This window comes from Streptomyces cavernae (assembly GCF_004023625.1).
GTDB classification, from domain to species: domain Bacteria; phylum Actinomycetota; class Actinomycetes; order Streptomycetales; family Streptomycetaceae; genus Streptomyces; species Streptomyces cavernae.
Genome location: NZ_ML137716.1, coordinates 1 through 17,879, shown reverse-complemented (window position 1 = coordinate 17,879; position 17,879 = coordinate 1). Strand labels below are relative to the sequence as shown.

Here is a 17,879-nt window from a genome sequence, read left to right as displayed (position 1 = left end):
CTGGACCGGCCGCACCCACGTACGACACACTGCGTAGCGGCTTCTGGGAGAGGGGCGTACATGGGCTGGACGGTCCTCTACATCGCGTTCGGCATCGTCGCGTTGTGGCTGCTCGGTGAGGTGCTGCTGCAATACAAGGCCCGCCTGCGCTGGCGGCTGCTGGCCTTCGGCGGTTTCCTCGGCGTCGTGGTGGGGGTTCTGCTGCCCTCGGTGGTCGTCATCGGCCTGGGCGCCGCGGCGTTCGCGGTCGGGCAGACGTACGTCACCCTGTCCTTCCGCCGCGGCTTCTCGACCGGCTGGGCCATCAACGCGGGCTCGCGCGGCGGCAGCAAACGCCGCGGCGCGGACGCGCCGGGGTCGCGTCAGGAGCCCACGCTGTCCGTCTCCGGCCTCGACGAGGCCTCGCCCGACGAGCGGGGCGACGCGCACGACGCCTCGGACGACGACGTGTTCGCCAAGCCCGGCCAGGCCCCCTACGGTCAGTCCGCCGAGGACCGCTTCGTGCAGCGCGCCGCGGCCGAGACCACCGCGGTCTACCAGCCGCAGCCGCTGCCCGACGACACCAGCCAGTACGGCGTCTACGACAACGACGGGGCCTACGCGGCGGCCGCCGACCCGACGTACGCGGCGACCGCGCAGAGCCAGAACTACGGCTACGACGGCTACTCCTCCGGCTACGACCAGCAGCACTACGGCTACGACGCGGGGCAGCAGCAGTACTCGGGCTACTCCGACCAGTACGGCGGCGGGCAGGGCTACAGCTCCTACGACGGCACGTACGACGGCGGCCAGCAGCAGTACGGTCAGCAGGGCTACGGCCAGGACCAGTACGGCACCGGCGCGACCGGCGGCACGGGCGGCACGGGCGGCTACGGAGAGACCCCGCCGGGCGGCGTCTGGGTGCCGAACCAGCGCTCCACGGGCGACCAGGGTTACGGCAACGGCGAGTTCCCGCCGGACCAGCCGTACCCCTACGAGCAGAACAACAACGGTTACGACGAGCAGCAGTACCGTTTCTGAAGCGTTCACGTTCTGGGGCAGCTGACGTCCTGAGGCCGTTCACGTGGCCGGGGTCTACTGCGAGCCAGGCAGCCCGGCGCTCACTGGGAGCCCGGCAGTCGGGCACCCACTGCGAGCCCCGGCAGACGGGTCCTTACTGCGGGGGCCCCGGCAGTCCGGCGCTCACTGCGAGCCCCGGAAGTCCGGCCCTTCCACGATCAGCCCCGCCACCAGCGCACCGGACATGCCCGCGTGCGGCAGACCGCCGCCTGGGTGGGACCAGCCGCCGACCGTGAACAGGCCGGGCACCGCCGTGCTGTTGGACGGGTGCAGCAGCCGTCCGCCTCCCGCCGCCAGGGCCGGGGCGGGCACCGCGCCACCGTCCGCGCCGGTCGCCTCCGCGAAGTCGGCCGGGGAGCGTACCTCGTGCCACAGGAGGCGGTCGCCCAGGTCGGGCACGGCGCGCTCCGCGCAGGCCAGGAGCTGCTGGACGTAGGCCGCGGTCGGCTCGAAACCCGCCGCCACCGTGACCGACAGCGTGACCGCCTCATGGTCCGGGTCCGGGACCTGCGAGGGGTCTCCGGGGCGCAGCACGGTGACCGTCGGATCCTCGGCGGCTTCCGCGTCCTCGAACACTCGCATGAGTTCCGCCACGCTGTCCTCCGGGTGGAGGACCGTCCGATGGGCCGTCCCCTCCGGTCGCCCGCCCCGAAGGGCCAGCAGGACCGTCAGCCGGCTCGACGCGTCGGACTGCGGCGGAACCGCCCCGTCGGCCCGTGCCGGGACGCCCAGACGGTCGAGTACGGCGGGTGCCACGCCCGCCACCACGAAGTCCGCCTCCGCCGCAGCGCCGTCCGCCAGCTCGACGCCCGCCGCCCGGCCGTCCTTCTCCAGGATCCGGGTGACCTCGGCGCCGAAGACGAACTCGACCCTCCGGGCGACGCACCGCTCGTACACCGCGCGCGCCAGCTCGCGCATCCCGCCGCGCACGTACCAGGTGCCGAAGGCGTGCTCCATGTACGGCAGCACGGCCGCGCTCGCCGGGGTGGCACGGGGATCCAGGCCGTAGACCAGGGCGTGGCTCTCCAGCAGGGCCCTCAGACGCGGGTCGCGCAGCTCCCAGGCGCCCACGTCCGCGAGCGTGCGGGCCTTCCTGGTGCGCAGCAGCCGCTTGTGGGGCACGGCCGGATACGGCTCGCGCCCGGCCAGCACCGACCAGTTCGGCCACAGCGGCTCTTCCAGGAGCGGCCGCCGCGTGCGGTCCCAGGCCTCGCGGGCCCGTACCAGGAAGTCGCCCCAGCGCTCGCCCGCCCCGCCGCCCAGGGCCGCCTCCAGCGCCTGCACGGCACCCGCGCGCGAAGCGTTCGGCAGTGAGACCTCGGTGCCGTCCTCGAAGACGTGCCGGGCCGCCGGGTCCACCTGGACCAGCTCGACGCATGCCTCCAGCGGCTCCTTGCCCGTCTTGAGGAACAGGTCGCGGTACACCGCGGGCAGTGGCAGCAGCCCGGGGCCGGTGTCGAAGCCGAAACCGTCCCGCTCGAAGCGGCGCACCGCTCCGCCGTACGTCGCCGCGCGCTCGTACACCACCACCCGGTGGCCCGCGACGGCCAGCCGGGCGGCGGCGGCCAGCGCGCCCATTCCGGCGCCGATCACCGCGATCCGTCCCATGCCCGCGACTTTATCCGCCCCTACCGGCATCACCGCCCGCCCGGGTGGGCTGCCCGCCCGGGTTGGCAGCCGCCCCGTTCGGTGCGGCCGTCGACCGCAGCTCCGCGGCCGGGAAAGTATCGGAACGGAACCATTCGTAACCGATCGGCAACGGGACCGCGTGGGCATGAGTGCGCACTTCTGAGTACGCGTACTTAGTCACCGAGATGAGTAGCCGCGCGGATGGGCCCCCACCTGCCCGGACGGGAGAGTGGGGGCACGGGAGGGGCACGGCACCGGAACCGCCGACACGGGGCGGCGGAAACGGTGCGACGCTCCTGTCCGCTCCTTCCGCCGAGGGTTCGGCGGGAGCGAGACACCCGCGGGGAAACCGGCCGAACCGGTCGGGAGACCTGCGGGAGTACGGGGGAAGCACGGGGGAACGTCGGGGGAGATACGGGGGGGAGCAGGGGGGAACTGCGGGGGAAATACCCGGGGGACCTTACGGGGGGTACGGGGGTATGCGCCGGTTCGAAGTGGCCCGCGGGGGACGCGGCCACCTCGGACCGGCGTTCCCCTGTGTGCCCGGGGCTCCCTCCAGCCCCGGGGGCCAGGACCAGCTGTGCCCGCGTCCCGCTCTCAGCGTCCTCCTGTCAACGTCCTCCGCTCACCCGCCCGTGGAGCAGTCGCGACAGCGCGGCGTGGACGTCGTCCAGGGAGCGCTCCGGCTGGAAGGACTTCCAGTCCAGGGCGGCCACCAGGACCATGCCGACCAGGGCGGCGGCCGTCAGCGGAACGTCGATCTCGTCGCTCAGCTCGCCGCTGCCCACACCGTCCCGCAACACCTCCTCCACGACCGCCACGGCCTCCTGACGGACCACCATCAGGGTCGACTGCCAGGCCCGGTTGGTGCGCCACAGCTCGGCCACGTACAGCTGGGTGAAGGCCGGGTAGCGGTCGATGAAGACGAGCCCGGCGCGGATCATCGCGTCCAGGGCGTCGACCTTGCTGCCGCCCTCGCGCGCGGTCCGCTCGGCCGCCTCACTGAGGGACGCCGTGAGCAGTCCCACGCCGTGCCGCAGCAGCTCTTCGAAGAGGACCGACTTGCTCGCGAAGTTGTAGTAGACCGTGCCCTTCGCCACTCCGGCGCGCTCCGCGATCTCGTCGACCGTGGTGGCCGAGAAGCCCTGCTCGGCGATGAGGGTCACGGCCGCCTCGTACAGCTTCTGCCGGGTGGCCTGCCGGCGCCCGCCACCCCTCTCCGTGAGTTTGCCGCTCTCCGTGGTTCTGCTGCTGCTTTCCATGGCCCTGATTCTCACAGCGCCGGCTCCGGGTGTGGCGGTTCTCGCGGACGTTCTCACAGGCTCAGCTCCGGGTGCAGGCGGTCGAGCGTCCATACCTGCTTGCGGCGCGCGGCGGCCGCGGTGAGGGCGAGGGCACCCGCGGTGAACACGACTAGCACCGCGCACGCCTCCCGGACCGGTCCGAGGCCACCGCCCGTGATCAGCCTCCTGAGGGCGTCGACGACGTAACTCATCGGCATGAAGGGGTGGATCGCGTTGAAGAAGTCCGGGCTGGTCTGCACCGGGTAGGTGCCGCCCGCCGAGGTCAGCTGGAGCATCAGGAAGGCGAGGACGAGGATCCGGCCCGCCGCCCCGAAGCGTGCGTTGAGCCACTGGACGATCGCCGCGAAGCACGCCGTCACCAGGAACAGGAAGGCCACCGTCCCGGCCGCACGGGCCATCCGCAGGCCGACGCCCCAGTGCAGCACCGCCAGCAGGGCGGCGGTCTGCAGCACTCCCAGGGCGGCCACTGGCAGCCAGCCGGCCAGGGCGACGCGCCAGGCGGCGGCACCCATGGCGAGCGCGCGCCGGTTGAGCGGCTGGATCAGCATGTAGGCCACCATCGCGCCCACCCACAGGGAGAGCGGGATGAAGTACGGCGCGAAACCGGTGCCGTAGTTGGGCGCCTTGTGCAGGTCCCTGGAGGCCAGCTGAACCGGGTCGGCCATCACCTCGGTGCGCCGGTCGCGGTCCTTCTCGCCGTAGTCGGGGATCTTGCGCGCCCCGTCGTGCAGGCCGCCCGCGAGCTGCTCGGAGCCGTCGGCGAGCTTGTACATGCCGCCGCTCAGGTCGTAGGCGCCCGTCTTCAGCCTGCCGAGGCCCGCGTCGAGGTCCGACGCGCCCGTCCTGGCGGTCCCGAGGCCGCTGTGCAGGCTTTCGGCGCCTTCGGCGACCTGCGCCGCGCCCTTGCTGAGCGCGTTGATCCTGCCGACCGCGTCGTCGAGGTCTTCGGAGAGGTGCGGCGCGTCGTCGGCGAGCCGCTGAGCCAGCCGCTGGAGGGTGCCGAGGTTGCTGTCGAGCCGTTCGAGGCCGCCGTCCTGGCCGGACACCAGGGCGTTGACGTCGTCGGCGACCTGCGCCGCGTCCGCCGCGGCCTCCTTTGCCTTCTTCAGATCGGCGCAGGCGGGGTCGGCAGGCGTCTGCTCCACGCAGCGCGCGGTGTGGACGGAGTCGAGGGCCTCGGCGGCCTCGCGGGCGCCCCGGGCGGCCTTGGGGGCGGTCTTCACCAGGGTGTCGAGGTTGCGGCGGATCGCGGACGCGGAGTCGGCGACGAGCCGCCCCGTGTCGCCGATCGACTTCTCGTTGTTCCGCAGGAACGGACCCACCTCGCCGGCGAACCCGTTGACCTTGTCGGCGAGCGCCCGGGTGCCGTCCGCGACCGCCCGTGAGCCGTCGGCCAGATCGCCCGCCCCCTTGTCGAGCCTCTTCAAGCCGCCGGACAGCTTGCTGCTGCCCTCCTTGGCGTCCTTGAGCCCGTCCGCGAGGTCCTTGGAGCCCTTCTCGGCCCGGTCGATCCCCCCGGTGAGCTCGTCGGCCCCCTCGGCGGCCTTCTCGGTCCGTCCGTGGATGTCCGAGAACGAGATGAAGATCCTGTCGAGGAACGACCGGGAGGCCTTCGTGGACGCGGCCGTGCGGACCTCGCCGAAGACGGTCCGGGAGATCTGTCCGACGATGTAGTTGTTGGCGTCGTTCGTGCGCACCTGAAGGGCGCTCGTCCCCGGGGCGTCCCCGGAAGCGGAGGCGATCCGCCTGCTGAAGTCGGCGGGCATGGTCAGTGACAGGTAGTACGTGCCGTTCTCGACGCCCCGCGCGGCCTCCTCGGCTCCGACCTCGTGCCACTGGAACGTGTCGCTGTCGCGCAGCCCCCTGGTGATGTCGTCGCCCGCGTACAGCCTTTCGCCGGAGACCGTGGCCCCTCGGTCCTCGTTCACCAGCGCCACGGGGATGCGGTCGAGGCGGCCGTAGGGGTCCCAGAACGACCACAGGTAGAGGGCGCCGTACAGCAGGGGCAGCAGCAGGAGCGAGGCCAGCGCGGCGCGCGGCAGCCGTCCCCTGCCGAAGCGCCTGAGCTCAAGCGCGGCCAGTTTCGGCGAGCGCATCCGCCGTCTCCTTGTCGTTGTCTTCGCTGTCGTTCTCGCTGTCTGCGCCGCCTCCGGCGTCTTCGGCGGCTGCGCTGTCTGCGCCCTCTGCGCCGTCGTTCTCGCTGTCGTTGCCGTCGTTCTCGCTCTCGTTCTCGCCCTCCTCGGGCGTGTCCTGGGCGGGTGCCGCTGACAGCGCGGGCGCGTCCTGGGCGGGTGCCGTGGACACCACGACCGCTCCCTCGGGTGCCTCGCTGCACACCGTCACGACCGTGGTGCCGCCCTCGGCCAGAGAGTTCAACAGCTCCCAGGCCTCGGCCCGTTCCGCGGCCGACAGCTTCAGGTCGGTGTCATCCACGGCGAGCAGCCTCGGACGGCCGATCAGCGCCAGCGCGACGGACAGCCGCAGCGCCTCCAGGCGTTCCAGGTCCCGTACGGCGGTCCGCGCGCCCTTGGGCAGCGCGTCCGGGACGAGACCGGCGGCACTCAGCGCGGTCTCGATCCGCTGCCGGGCCGTTGCCGCGCGCTCACCGCGCGGGCGCAGCAGCCCGCGCGGCGAACCGGTGAACCGCCGTTCCAGCAGGGTCCGTTCCCGCAGGTGCTCGCCGACGGTCAGCGCCGGGTCCAGTTCACTGACGCCCGGAACATGGGCGAGGCCGCTGATCCGGCGCACCGCGGCCATCTGCTTCGGGAGGTGGTGGGATCCGACGGTGGCCCGCCCCTCGCGCGGCCTCATCCGCCCGGTGAGCGTCAGCAGCAGTGAGGTGCGGCCGGAGCCGGACGGCCCCTCCAGCGCGATCAGCGACCCGGGCGGCGCGTCGATACCGACACCCCGGAACACCCAGCCGCGCGGCCCTCTCAGCCCCAAGCCCTCGGCGCTGACGGCGACACCGTCCGGACCGTCCACGGCTTCCCCCTCACCCTCACGCTGCGGGTCCCGCTGCGCGGACCCCCAGCAAGTTTTTGAACTGACTGGTCAGTGCAAAAAGTATCCCGAACGGCCGATCGAAGCAAAAGCCCAGGTCAGGACGGATTGTCAGTGCCATACCTCACGATGGGTACATACGGCCACCAAGCCGTGACAGAGACGACAGGAGGTTCGTCATGGCCAGCTCCAACGCAGCCGCCGCACGCCGGCGCCGCGCCACCGGCCCTGCCCCCTCACTGAACGGCCCGGCGAGCGACGTGCACCCCGTTCTACGCCGCACCACGGCCCCGCCCGCCGCCCTCGACCTGCTCGCCCAGGCCCGTGCCGGGCTGGACGAGGCGGCGGTCCTCGAAACGCCGAACGAGCAGTACGCCACGGCCCATCTGGCCGCGCTGCGCACCGCCGCCGCCGTGCTCGCCGCCCGGGGCCGCCCGGAGCCCACCGCGAGGCGCCGGGCCAAGATACGGAGCGCCTGGGAAGTGCTCCCGGAGATAGCGCCCGAACTGGCCGAGTGGAGCGCGCTGTTCGCGGCGGGAGCCACCCGCCGGGCCCGGGCCGAAGCGGGCATCCGCGGCGCGGCCAGCAGCCGCGACGCGGACGACCTGATACGCGACGTGGCGATGTTCCTGCGCCTCGTCGAGCGGATGCTGGTGCTTCAGCCGGTGCTGCCCCAACCCCGCCCGGACGAGGAGCGGGAGGTGCCGGACGCCGGCTGACCGGGGCCCGGAGGGGCGCTCCCGTGCCATGTGAGACGGGGGACCGGGTTCACGCCCGTAGGCAATAGGGTTGGGGTCGCATGCACCTCACCTGCGCTCACGAGGCAGGGGAGGTACCCCATCGCTCCGCCGTACACCAGGCGGTGCCGCGCCGAGGAGTCAACTGCCGTGTCGGACCCGATGCGCCCCCGCGCCTCCCTCCGTACCGCCGTGGTCTGGGACGTTCTCAAGGACGCCCTCGAACGCCGGGTCAAGGCCACGGGCCGGGAGGCGCTGGACGTCCTCGACACCGGGGGCGGCAGCGGCAACTTCGCGGTGCCCGTCGCCCGGCTCGGCCACCGCGTCACCGTCGTCGATCCCAGCCCCAACGCGCTGTTCGCGCTGGAGCGCCGGGCCGCCGAGGCCGGCGTCGCCGACCGCGTGCGCGGCGTCCAGGGTGACGCGCACGGTCTGTTCGACGTCGTCGAACCCGGCGGTTACGACGTGGTGCTCTGCCACGGCGTGCTGGAGTACGTGGACGACCCGGCCGAGGGCGTCCGCAACGCCGTCCGCGCGCTGCGCTCCGAGGGGGTGCTCAGCGTCCTCGCGGCAGGGCTCGGCGGTGCGGTGCTCGCGCGCGCTCTCGCCGGGCACTTCAAGGAGGCCCGCCAGGCGCTCGACGACCCGGACGGACGCTGGGGCGAGGGTGACCCGATGCCCCGGCGCTTCACCGCCGGGCAACTCACCTCACTCGTCGAGGGCGCGGGCCTCCAGGTCGGCGCCGTGCACGGCGTGCGGGTCTTCGCGGACCTCGTCCCCGGTGTGCTCGTGGACACGGAGCCCGGAGCCCTGGACGCCCTGCTGAAGCTGGAGGCCGCGGCCGCCGAGCTCACCGCCTTCCACTCCGTGGCCACCCAACTTCACGTCCTCGGTGAGACTCCTGGGGCGGCTGGGGCCTGAGCGACACTCCGGGGAAACCGCGCTGATCAGCGCCGCCGAGGCGGATGGAGTACGCCACAGGACCACCCGATCGGACGCTCGGCGCCGTATGATCGAGGGAGACCGTCCGGCATGACACACGGCTCGCTGGGGAATGCACGCCTCAGCGGATCGGGTCGGCCATGGCGGTTTCCGGTTGGCCAATTGGCGCAGAGGGGCGGGTTTCACGGGGGCGATTCCCTGCCTATCCTGAAGGGGACCCCCGGGTCGTCGCCCCAGCGACCGCACGATGAGGAGGACTCCGTGCCGCTCTCGGAGCACGAGCAGCGAATGCTCGAGCAGATGGAGCGAGCGCTGTACGCCGAAGATCCCAAGTTCGCGACAGCGCTTGAGGGAAGCGGGCTGCGTACGTACACCCGACGACGGGTCTACCAGGCGGTCGCTGGCTTCCTGGTGGGTATCGCGCTCCTCATGGCCGGAATGGTCGCCAAGCAGATCTGGGTCAGCGTGGTGGGATTCCTCGTCATGCTGGGCTGCGCGGTTCTCGCCGTCACCGGTTGGCGCAAGGCCCCCAAGCCGGGTGAGCAGACGTCTGCGGCAGGTTCCCCAGCCGCTCGCCGTCAGGGACGGCAGCGCCGCTCCATGATGGACCGCATCGAACAACGCTGGCAGCGGCGGCGCGACGAGCAAGGGCACTAGCCCTCGTCCTGAGTCCTGCCGTGTGGGGGTGACCACCGACCGGTGGTCACCCCCACACGCATGCCCGCGCGGCGATGCCCGGGCGGGCTCTCGGAGGCTCTGTGGAGCCGTGTGGGCCGCCTTGACAGCTGGCCGTGTGGGCCGCCGTGTGGGCCGATGAACGGGCAGGGGTGGGTTTCCGTCGCGTCTGCGGACGGACGGAGTCCCTGCCAGGCCAGCCGCTGCTCCGGGGAGCTGGCCGCGCAGCCCAGGAACCCGAGCCCGGAGGGACGGCATGCGGGACCGCCGGCCCCGGAACGCGGGACCGATCGCAAGGACGGCCCTCGGGGCCGGTAGGGCGGAGCGGCTGAAGAGGGCTGAGGGAACGCGGACTGAGCGGGCTGGGGACTGAGCGGGCTGGGGACTGAGCGGGGGCACCCGTGGCCCCTGCGCGAGGGCAGAGCGGGGGCACCCGGGGGCGAGTTCCTGGAAAGCGACGCATGGGCGGAGCGGGCGAAGAGGGCCGATCGCGCGGAGAGCGGAGCGGGCGGGGCTGGGCGGCAGAGAGGTCGGGGCGGCGGAGAGGTCGGAGAAGGCGAAAAACGAGGGGCGGGGCACGAAGCCCCGCCCCCGGTGGACTGGTCAGGAATGGTCAGCTGCCCTGGCGGGACAACCGTTGCAAGAACGCCGGACGTTTGGCTTTGGCCGTCCAGCGGTCCTGGAGGGCCGCCCAGCGCTCCGACAGCGTCCACATCACCCGGACGGCCGAGCGCGGCGCGAACCGGGCCCTGAACCGCGTTCCACGGCTCACCGAGGCCCCCAGCGCGTCCGACATCCTGCGGACGTCATCCGAAAGCCCCGGAGCGAACCGCGGTCGCGGCGCGTACAGCACCTGCTCCACCGCATCCGCCACCCGGTGCACCGACGCCGCCGTCGTGTGGTCCAGCCGGCCGAGCCGTACGATGCGTGCCGCCGCCTTGCGTGGCGTCAGCGACTCGTCCGGCGCTATCCCGTAGTCCCACGCCGAGTCGGTCGCCTCGAGCCAGACCGCCAGCGTGTGCGCGGCGGCGTCCGCCTCGGTCCGGCCATGGGTACCCAGCCGTTGCGAACGTACCCGCATCCGCCACAGCATCGGGAGCAAGGGCAGTGCCACCAGGGCCAGTCCGGCCAGCGTCAGGCCGAAGATCAGCAGCCACGGCGTGCCGTTCCTGGTGACCCCGAACGCGGCCTGCGGCGACTCGCTCTCACACGCCCCCAGCTCCTTGGCGTCCGACGAGCAGCTCTCCGACGTCGAGGGAGCCGCGGAGGGCGCCGGGGACGCGGCCCGCGAGGGAGTGTCCGGCAGACCGGCCGAGCCGCTGGAGGTCTCCGAGCGGGTGTAGGACGGCACCGTGCCCCGGTTCGGCGTCGGCTCGAAACGGGTCCAGCCGACACCCTCGAAGTACAGCTCGGGCCACGCGTGCGCGTCCCGCAGCGTCACCGAGTTCGTACCGTCGGCCTTCGGCGACCCGGGTGTGAAGCCCACCGCGACCCGCGCCGGTATGTCCAGGGTCCGGGCCATCGCGGCCATCGCGAAGGAAAAGTGGACGCAGAAGCCCTCCTTGTCCCTCAGGAACCGCGCGATCGCCTGCGAACCGCTGCCGACCTGCACCTGCGTGTCGTAGGTGAACCCGCCGTCCACCGCGAACCAGTCCTGGAGCTTGACCGCTCGCTCGTAGTTGTTCTTCGCGCCCTCGGTCAGCTCGCGCGCGGTCCGCGCCACCACGTCCGGCAGTGACTCCGGCACCTTGGTGAACTCCCGCTCGAGGGCCGACGGCGGCCGTGGCGCGTTGGCCAGTTGCTCGGCCGTCGGCTGCACGATCAGGCTCGACACCTGGTACGAGGAACCGCGCGTGGTCTGTCCGTGGTCGCCCACCAGAGTGCGGCCCACCGGCTCGTACCGCCAACTGCCCTTCACGTCCACCTGGCTGACGGGGTACGGCATCGGCAGCCAGTCCTGCGCGTAGTCGCCCGACGCCGAGATGGTCGTCGTGACCTCGGTGCGGCGCACGTCCTGGCCGAGGCCGGGCGGGCTCGGGAACTCCCCCTTCGGCACGTCGGTGATGCTCCGCACCGCCGGCTTCCAGGCCGTCCCGTCGAAGTCGTCGAGCGAGACGATCCGCAGGTACATGTCCTGCGTGTCGTCGGAGTCGGTGCGGTACGACAGGACTTCGCGGTCCTGGTCGACGTTCAGGCTGTCGCGCAGCGAGACCAGCGGGTTCACCGCGGAGATTGTGCCGCCACCCCCGGAGCCCGTGCCGACACCGGCCCCCGTGGCGTCCAGGAGGCCGCCGTTCAGCGCGGGCAGTCCGAGCGGCACTACCAGGGCGATACCGAGCGCGACGACGCCGATCCGGCGACCCGTGCGCAACGGCGCCACCGCGCCGCCCGCCGGCTCCGGACCCGGACCCGGACCCGGGGCGCGGGCCCCCCCACCGAAGACGCGGCCCCACTGGGACAGCCGGTCCCGGCCCTCGGCCAGCAGCAGCACCAGGTAACCGGCGGCGGCCAGCACGAACCACACCCAGCCCGCGCCGCCGTCGGAGAGCCCGGCGGCGACCGAGTACAGCGCGAGCAGCGGCAGCCCGGCCGGGGCGGCGCTGCGGAAGGTCACGGCGAGCGCGTCCACCAGCAGACCGATCACCAGAACGCCGCCGACCAGCATCAGCCGGATGCCGGGGGACAGCGGCGCCGGGGTCGAGTACCGGCTGACGTCCTCGGCACCCGCCTGCAGAAGCTCGCCGAACCGCTGGAACGCCTCGGGCCCCGGCACAAGCCCGATCAGCGACTGCTCGCGCGCGAAGCTCACCGTCAGCATCATCAGGGTGACCAGCGCCTGCGACGCCACGGTCAGCGGCCGGGCCAGCGGCACCCGACGGGTCGCCGCGCCCACACCCGTCTGCACCGCGAGCATGGCCGCCGCCTGCAGGTACCAGGTGGCGGGGGAGACCAGCGGCAGCATCGCGCAGGCCGCCAGCAGCGTGGCCAGCGTGGCGCACAGCGCCAGTCGTGCGCGGCCGCTCATGAGTTCCCTCCAGTAGAAACCGTCGGAGCGGAGACCACACCGGTGCGCTGCTGGTCGGCCTGCCGCCACATGTCGACGATCCCGGCCCCCGGCGGCACCGCGACCGCGGTCCAGCCCGCCTCGCGCAGCATCCGCAGCCGCTCGTCGCCCAGCGCCGGCGAGCCGGGCACATCGGTGGACTCGCGCACCCAGGACTCGCTGTCCAGCAGGAAGGCGATCGCGCCGCCGCTGCGCTGGCGCATCTTGGCGACCACCGTCGCCTGTTCCTCGTCCAGATCGCCGAAGAACGCGATCAGCAGTCCCTCGTTCCCGCCGCGCAGGACGTCGTAGGCACGGGACAGGCCCGTTCCGTCGGAGTGGTCGATGACCGCGAGCGTGTCCATCATCAGACCTGCCGCGTCCGCCGACTCCCCGCTGGCGCCGGCGAACCCGTCACCGCCCTCGCCGGGCACCGAACTGCCGGTGTCGGTCAACAGGCGCACGGAGAAGCCGCGTTCGAGCATGTGCACCAGCGCGGACGCCGCACCGGACACGGCCCATTCGAAGGCCGAGTCCGGGCCCGCGCCCTCGAAGGCGATCTCCCTGGTGTCCAGCAGCACCGTGCAGCGGGCCCGCTGCGGCTGTTCCTCGCGGCGCACCATCAACTCGCCGTAGCGTGCGGTCGAACGCCAGTGCACGCGTCGCAGGTCGTCGCCGTAGCGGTACCCGCGCGGGATGACGTCGTCCTCGCCGGCCAGCGCCAGCGAGCGCTGCCGTCCGTCGCCGTACCCCTTGGCCTCACCGCTCAGCCGCACCGGGGGGAGCGGCTCCACACGCGGGATCACCGTCAGCGTGTCGTACGTCGAGAAGGACCGCGTCAGCTCGCACATCCCGAACGGGTCGCTCAGCCGCAGCTGCAACGGACCCAGCGGATAACGGCCGCGCAGATCAGAACGGACCCGGTAGGACACCTCGCGCCGGCCGCCCGCCTCGACCCGGTCCAGCACGAACCGGGGCCTGGGCCCCAGCACGTACGGCACCCGGTCCTGCAGCATCAGCAGGCCGGTGGGCAGCCGGGAGACGTTGTCCATGCGCAGATGCACCCGGGCCTCGGCACCGGCGGGCACGCGCGCGGGTGACAGCCGGCGGCTGCCCGCGACCCGGTAGCGGGTGCGGTAGAGCACCGTCGCGCAGACCAGCGGCAGCACCGCGAGCAGCAGCCCGACCCGGAGCAGATCGCTCTGCCCGAGGACGTAGGCGCAGATCGCGGCGGCGATGCCGGCGGCCAGGAAGGACCGTCCGCGGGTGGTGAGGCCGGCGAGCGCCGTACGCAGCCCGCCCTTGTCATCCTCGGCCCGCGGCGGCGCCCCTCCGGTGGTCATCACAGCCTCCGGGGCGGCTGCTGGCCGAAGACCGGGGCGCCCTGACCACGGCCCATCGGGAAGCCGGCCTGCGGCTGGGGAGCCGCGGGTACCGGTGTGCGCTGCAGGATCTCCTGGACGACCTGCTCCGCGGTACGGCGGTTGAGCTGGGCCTGGGCGGTCGGCAGCAGCCGGTGGGCCAGCACAGCCACGGCGAGTGCCTGCACGTCGTCCGGCAGGGCGTACTCCCGGCCGCTGAGTGCGGCGGACGCCTTCGCGGCGCGCAGCAGGTGCAGCGTGGCGCGCGGCGAGGCGCCGAGTCTGAGGTCCGGATGCGTGCGCGTGGCGGAGACCAGGTCCACCGCGTAGCGCCGCACCGCCTCGGCCACATGGACGTTGCGCACGGCCTCGATGAGCTTCACGATCTCGTGCGCATGGGCCACGGGCTGCAGGTCCTCCAGCGGCGACACGCCGCCGTGGACGTCCAGCATCTGCAGCTCGGCCTCCGCGCTCGGGTAGCCCACGGAGACCCGTGCCATGAAGCGGTCGCGCTGCGCCTCCGGCAGCGGGTAGGTGCCCTCCATCTCGACCGGGTTCTGGGTGGCCACCACCATGAAGGGGCTGGGCAGTTCGTACGTCTGCCCGTCGATGGTGACCTGGCGCTCCTCCATGGACTCAAGGAGCGCGGACTGCGTCTTCGGCGACGCCCGGTTGATCTCGTCGCCGATCACGATCTGTGCGAAGATCGCGCCCGGTTTGAACTCGAAGTCCCGCCGCTGCTGGTCCCAGATGGACACACCCGTGATGTCCGAGGGCAGCAGGTCGGGCGTGAACTGAATACGCCGCACCGAGCAGTCGATGGACCGCGCCAGTGCCTTGGCCAGCATGGTCTTGCCGACGCCGGGGACATCCTCGATCAGAAGATGTCCCTCGGCGAGCAGCACGGTCAGCGAAAGCCGTACGACCTCAGGCTTGCCCTCGATCACTTCCTCCACCGAACTGCGGACTCGCTCCACGGTGGCGGTCAGATCAGTGAGGCTCGCTCGATCGTCATAGGTCGTCACCCGGCCCTCCTCGGCCCGTTCTTTCTACGGGCCGACGCTCTGCGATGCGGACCGGCCCACCCCGAAACACGGACACCACGCGCGAACAGTTCCGCGTGACGCCACACCCGCATTCTTGTTGCCGTTACCGGTTCGTGTCACTCGCCTGTGGATAACTGGCCGCGATATGTCGGGTCTTTGTCCCTTTGGGTGCCTGCAGGGCGGCGTGAGTTCCGTTACGTAGGGGCTGTGTGAACGCCGGGCGAAGGGATGGAGGCGTCCGATCCCGGCCCGGGAGCCCGGTCCCTAGGCCGGATCGACCTCGCGCAGCAACCCCGTCGTCACGTCGAAGACGAAGCCCCGGACGTCGTCGGTGTACAACAGGAACGGCGAGGTGCGCACCCGCTGCATGGACTGGCGGACGTCCTGCTCGACGTCCCGGAAGGCCTCCACCGCCCACGCCGGGCGCTGGCCGACCTCCATCTCCAGGTCGTGCCGGAACTCCTCCGTCAGCGACTCCAGGCCGCAGCCGGTGTGGTGGATGAGGACCACGCTGCGGGTGCCGAGCGCCCGCTGGCTGATGGTGAGGGAACGGATCACGTCGTCGGTGACGACTCCGCCCGCGTTGCGGATGGTGTGGCAGTCGCCCAGTTCCAGGCCGAGTGCCGCGTGAAGGTCGAGGCGGGCGTCCATGCAGGCCACGACAGCGACGTGCAGGACGGGGCGGGCGTCCATCCCGGGATCGGTGAACGCGGCGGCGTACTGCCGGTTGGCGTCGACGAGGCGGTCGGTGACGGTGCCGTCGGTGGTTATGGCGCCTTCGGGCTCGGTGGGTACGGATGCGGAAGTCGTCATACCTATGACGGTACTGGTCACACGGGGCGCGAGCCCGGTGTGAGGGAGGACAAAGAACGTCATCGCGGCTGGTTGTGAGGCAACCCACACGCCTGGCGCGGACACGGCCGTACGGGCGAATCCAATGGACATTCGGTCGAATCCGCCGGATGTCCGGGTGAATCCGGCGGATCGTAGGAGTCGCCCGACCCCGCGTTCGCAGCCGCCCGCCGGACCCCCGCCTAGGCACGGCGACGCGCAGGCCGGTTGATTGACCGCGCGACACCGTGGACTAAAGTGACGCGAAGCGGGAGACGAGACTCTCCTCGCTGGACTGTTGTTCCCCGAGATCCGGCGGTCTTCGAAGGATTCGTACGGTCTCCCCACGTGCGCGGCGCGTACGTACGGCTCGGCCTCCTCCCGCTCCCGGTCGGCTGACGCTTCCGGCGCCGGCAGGCCTCCCCTTCACGAGCGGGCGGGGACCCGGCGGTGCGTATCGGCGCGCCGGACCTGAGAGGGCCCCTTGAGCGGTAGTCGACACGTCCCGGTGATGCTCCAGCGGTGCCTGGACCTGCTGGCCCCGGCACTCGAGCGGCCCGGAGCGGTCGTCGTCGACTGCACCCTCGGCCTCGGCGGTCACAGCGAGGCCCTGCTCAGCCGCTTCCCCGAGGCCCGGCTCGTCGCGCTGGACCGGGACAAGGAGGCGCTGCGGCTGTCCGGGGAGCGGCTCGCCCCCTACGGCGACCGCGCCACCCTGGTACACGCCGTCTACGACGAACTGCCCACCGTCCTCGACCGGCTGGGCGTGCCGCGTGTCCAGGGGATCCTCTTCGACCTCGGTGTCTCCTCCATGCAGCTCGACGAGGCCGAACGCGGGTTCGCGTACGCGCAGGACGCGCCGCTGGACATGCGCATGGACCAGTCGACCGGGATCAGCGCGGCCGAGGTGCTCAACACCTACCCCGCGGGCGAACTGGTGCGCATCCTGCGGGCCTACGGAGAGGAGAAGCAGGCCAAGCGGATCGTGTCCGCCATCGTGCGCGAGCGCGAGAAAGAGCCGTTCAGCAACAGCGCCAGGCTGGTCGAGCTGATCCGCGAGGCACTGCCGCAGGCTGCCAAGCGCACCGGCGGCAACCCCGCCAAGCGCACCTTCCAGGCCCTGCGGATCGAGGTCAACGGCGAGATCGCCGTCCTGGAGCGGGCCATCCCCGCGGCCGTGCGGGCGCTCGCCGTGGGTGGCCGGATCGCCGTGCTGTCGTACCACTCGCTGGAGGACCGGCTGGTCAAGCAGGTCCTCGCGGCGGGCGCCGCCTCCACCGCCCCGCCCGGCCTGCCGGTCGTCCCCGAGCGCTACCAGCCCCGCCTGAAGCTCCTCACCCGCGGCGCCGAACTGCCCAGCGAGGAAGAGGTCGCGGAGAACCGCCGGGCCGCCCCCGCGCGCCTGCGCGGAGCCCAGCGGATCCGTGAGGACACGGCGGAGTGAGACCAGCCGGAGAAATCCCAGAGGCCGCAGGGGCAGAAGAAACGGAAGGGGCGGAAGAGGCTCAGGGGGCAGAAGCGGCCGGAGAGGGCGCAGACGCCGGGGAAGCGGAACGGGACGCGCTGGGGGAGGCCGCGTGAGGAGGACACCCGAACTACGGGGGCGGGCCGCACGGCTGGCCCGGCTCTTCCCGACCGCCTCGGGAGGCCGGCAGGCCGCCCGAACCCCGTTCGTCGTGCTCGTCGTGCTCCTGCTCGGCGGCGGGCTCATCGGCCTCCTCATGCTGAACTCGGCGCTCAGCGAGGGTTCCTTCCGGCTCGACGACCTCCAGAAGGACACCAAGAACCTCACCGACGAGGAACAGCAACTGCAGCGGGACGTGGACGCCTACTCCGCCCCCGACGCCCTCCACCGCCGCGCCCGCGAACTGGCCATGGTGCCCGGCGGCGACCCGGCCTTCCTCAACCCGGACGGCACCGTCAAGGGCGTACCCAGCGCGGCCGCGCAGTCCTCGGCCCGGACCCCCGCGGTGCGCCCGCCCGAGGTGCTCTCGGACCCGACGCCCACCTCGGCCGCGTCGCGACCGTCCGCGACCGCGCCCGCGCCCTCGACGGGGACTCCCGCACCGCGCCCGCCCTCACCCGCGCCCGGCACCCCCACACCCACCCAGACCGCCTCCCCGACGACCACCGGCAGGTGACGGAAGTGTCCGACAGGCAGCCGCCGCGCCGCCGCGTGCCCGGACCCGCCGGGTCCGCACGCCAGGCACAGCGCCGCCCGGGCCCGGGCGCCCGCCCCGCCCGGCGCCCCA

At 72.5% G+C, this 17,879-nt stretch carries 14 protein-coding genes; 6 read left to right on the top strand and 8 right to left on the bottom strand.

The window, feature by feature from the left end; all coding sequences use genetic code 11:
* Positions 1–60: 60 nt before the first annotated feature.
* Positions 61–1,020, top strand: a complete 960-nt coding sequence (locus EF387_RS09465; RefSeq protein WP_128376073.1) for an SCO2102 family sporulation regulator — start codon at positions 61–63, stop codon at positions 1,018–1,020.
* A gap of 162 nt (positions 1,021–1,182) precedes the next feature.
* Here the strand turns inward: EF387_RS09465 and EF387_RS09460 are convergent, their stop codons facing one another.
* From EF387_RS09460 to EF387_RS09445, 4 genes are all read right to left on the bottom strand, one after another.
* Positions 1,183–2,667: a phytoene desaturase family protein gene (locus EF387_RS09460; protein WP_128376072.1), complete on the bottom strand. Its 1,485-nt coding sequence runs from the start codon at positions 2,665–2,667 to the stop codon at positions 1,183–1,185.
* A 632-nt stretch (positions 2,668–3,299) separates the two neighbouring features.
* Complete coding sequence (locus EF387_RS09455) at positions 3,300–3,950, bottom strand: TetR/AcrR family transcriptional regulator (protein WP_128376071.1); 651 nt, start codon at positions 3,948–3,950, stop codon at positions 3,300–3,302.
* A gap of 53 nt (positions 3,951–4,003) precedes the next feature.
* Positions 4,004–6,088, bottom strand: a complete 2,085-nt coding sequence (locus tag EF387_RS09450) for a YhgE/Pip family protein (protein WP_128376070.1) — start codon at positions 6,086–6,088, stop codon at positions 4,004–4,006.
* Positions 6,060–6,974, bottom strand: coding sequence for an ATP-binding cassette domain-containing protein (locus EF387_RS09445; protein ID WP_128376069.1), 915 nt, complete (start codon positions 6,972–6,974; stop codon positions 6,060–6,062). Before EF387_RS09445 ends, EF387_RS09450 begins: the two co-directional genes overlap by 29 nt.
* 197 nt (positions 6,975–7,171) lie before the next feature.
* Here EF387_RS09445 and EF387_RS09440 point away from each other — a divergent pair, with 197 nt between their 5' ends.
* The 3 genes from EF387_RS09440 (at position 7,172) to EF387_RS09430 (ending at position 9,328) form a co-directional block, all read left to right on the top strand.
* Positions 7,172–7,711, top strand: a complete 540-nt coding sequence (locus tag EF387_RS09440) for an SAV_6107 family HEPN domain-containing protein (protein ID WP_128376068.1) — start codon at positions 7,172–7,174, stop codon at positions 7,709–7,711.
* 168 nt (positions 7,712–7,879) lie between these two features.
* Positions 7,880–8,650: a class I SAM-dependent methyltransferase gene (locus EF387_RS09435; protein ID WP_128376067.1), complete on the top strand. Its 771-nt coding sequence runs from the start codon at positions 7,880–7,882 to the stop codon at positions 8,648–8,650.
* A 282-nt stretch (positions 8,651–8,932) separates the two neighbouring features.
* Positions 8,933–9,328: a DUF3040 domain-containing protein gene (locus tag EF387_RS09430; RefSeq protein ID WP_128376066.1), complete on the top strand. Its 396-nt coding sequence runs from the start codon at positions 8,933–8,935 to the stop codon at positions 9,326–9,328.
* A gap of 631 nt (positions 9,329–9,959) precedes the next feature.
* Here the strand turns inward: EF387_RS09430 and EF387_RS09425 are convergent.
* From EF387_RS09425 to EF387_RS09410, 4 genes are all read right to left on the bottom strand, one after another.
* On the bottom strand, positions 9,960–12,371 hold the full coding sequence (locus tag EF387_RS09425) for a transglutaminase TgpA family protein (RefSeq protein WP_128376065.1): 2,412 nt from the start codon (positions 12,369–12,371) through the stop codon (positions 9,960–9,962).
* Positions 12,368–13,732 (bottom strand): DUF58 domain-containing protein, encoded by a 1,365-nt coding sequence (locus tag EF387_RS09420; RefSeq protein ID WP_128376064.1) that lies wholly within the window; start codon positions 13,730–13,732, stop codon positions 12,368–12,370. The genes EF387_RS09425 and EF387_RS09420 overlap by 4 nt, the downstream gene beginning before the upstream one ends.
* Positions 13,732–14,775 carry an AAA family ATPase gene (locus EF387_RS09415; protein ID WP_128376063.1) on the bottom strand — a complete coding sequence of 348 codons (1,044 nt, stop codon included), beginning with the start codon at positions 14,773–14,775 and terminating at the stop codon, positions 13,732–13,734. The genes EF387_RS09420 and EF387_RS09415 overlap by 1 nt, the downstream gene beginning before the upstream one ends.
* Positions 14,776–15,060: 285 nt before the next feature.
* On the bottom strand, positions 15,061–15,609 hold the full coding sequence (locus EF387_RS09410) for a beta-class carbonic anhydrase (protein WP_128376062.1): 549 nt from the start codon (positions 15,607–15,609) through the stop codon (positions 15,061–15,063).
* A 502-nt stretch (positions 15,610–16,111) separates the two neighbouring features.
* On the opposite strand from EF387_RS09410, the gene rsmH reads away from it, so the two are divergent.
* Both rsmH and ftsL read left to right on the top strand, forming a co-directional pair.
* Positions 16,112–17,071 (top strand): 16S rRNA (cytosine(1402)-N(4))-methyltransferase RsmH, encoded by a 960-nt coding sequence (gene rsmH / locus EF387_RS09405; protein ID WP_128376061.1) that lies wholly within the window; start codon positions 16,112–16,114, stop codon positions 17,069–17,071.
* 133 nt (positions 17,072–17,204) lie between these two features.
* A complete protein-coding gene (gene ftsL / locus EF387_RS09395) occupies positions 17,205–17,768 on the top strand; it encodes a cell division protein FtsL (RefSeq protein WP_128376060.1) in 564 nt (187 codons plus the stop codon).
* The last annotated feature ends 111 nt before the right edge of the window (positions 17,769–17,879 follow it).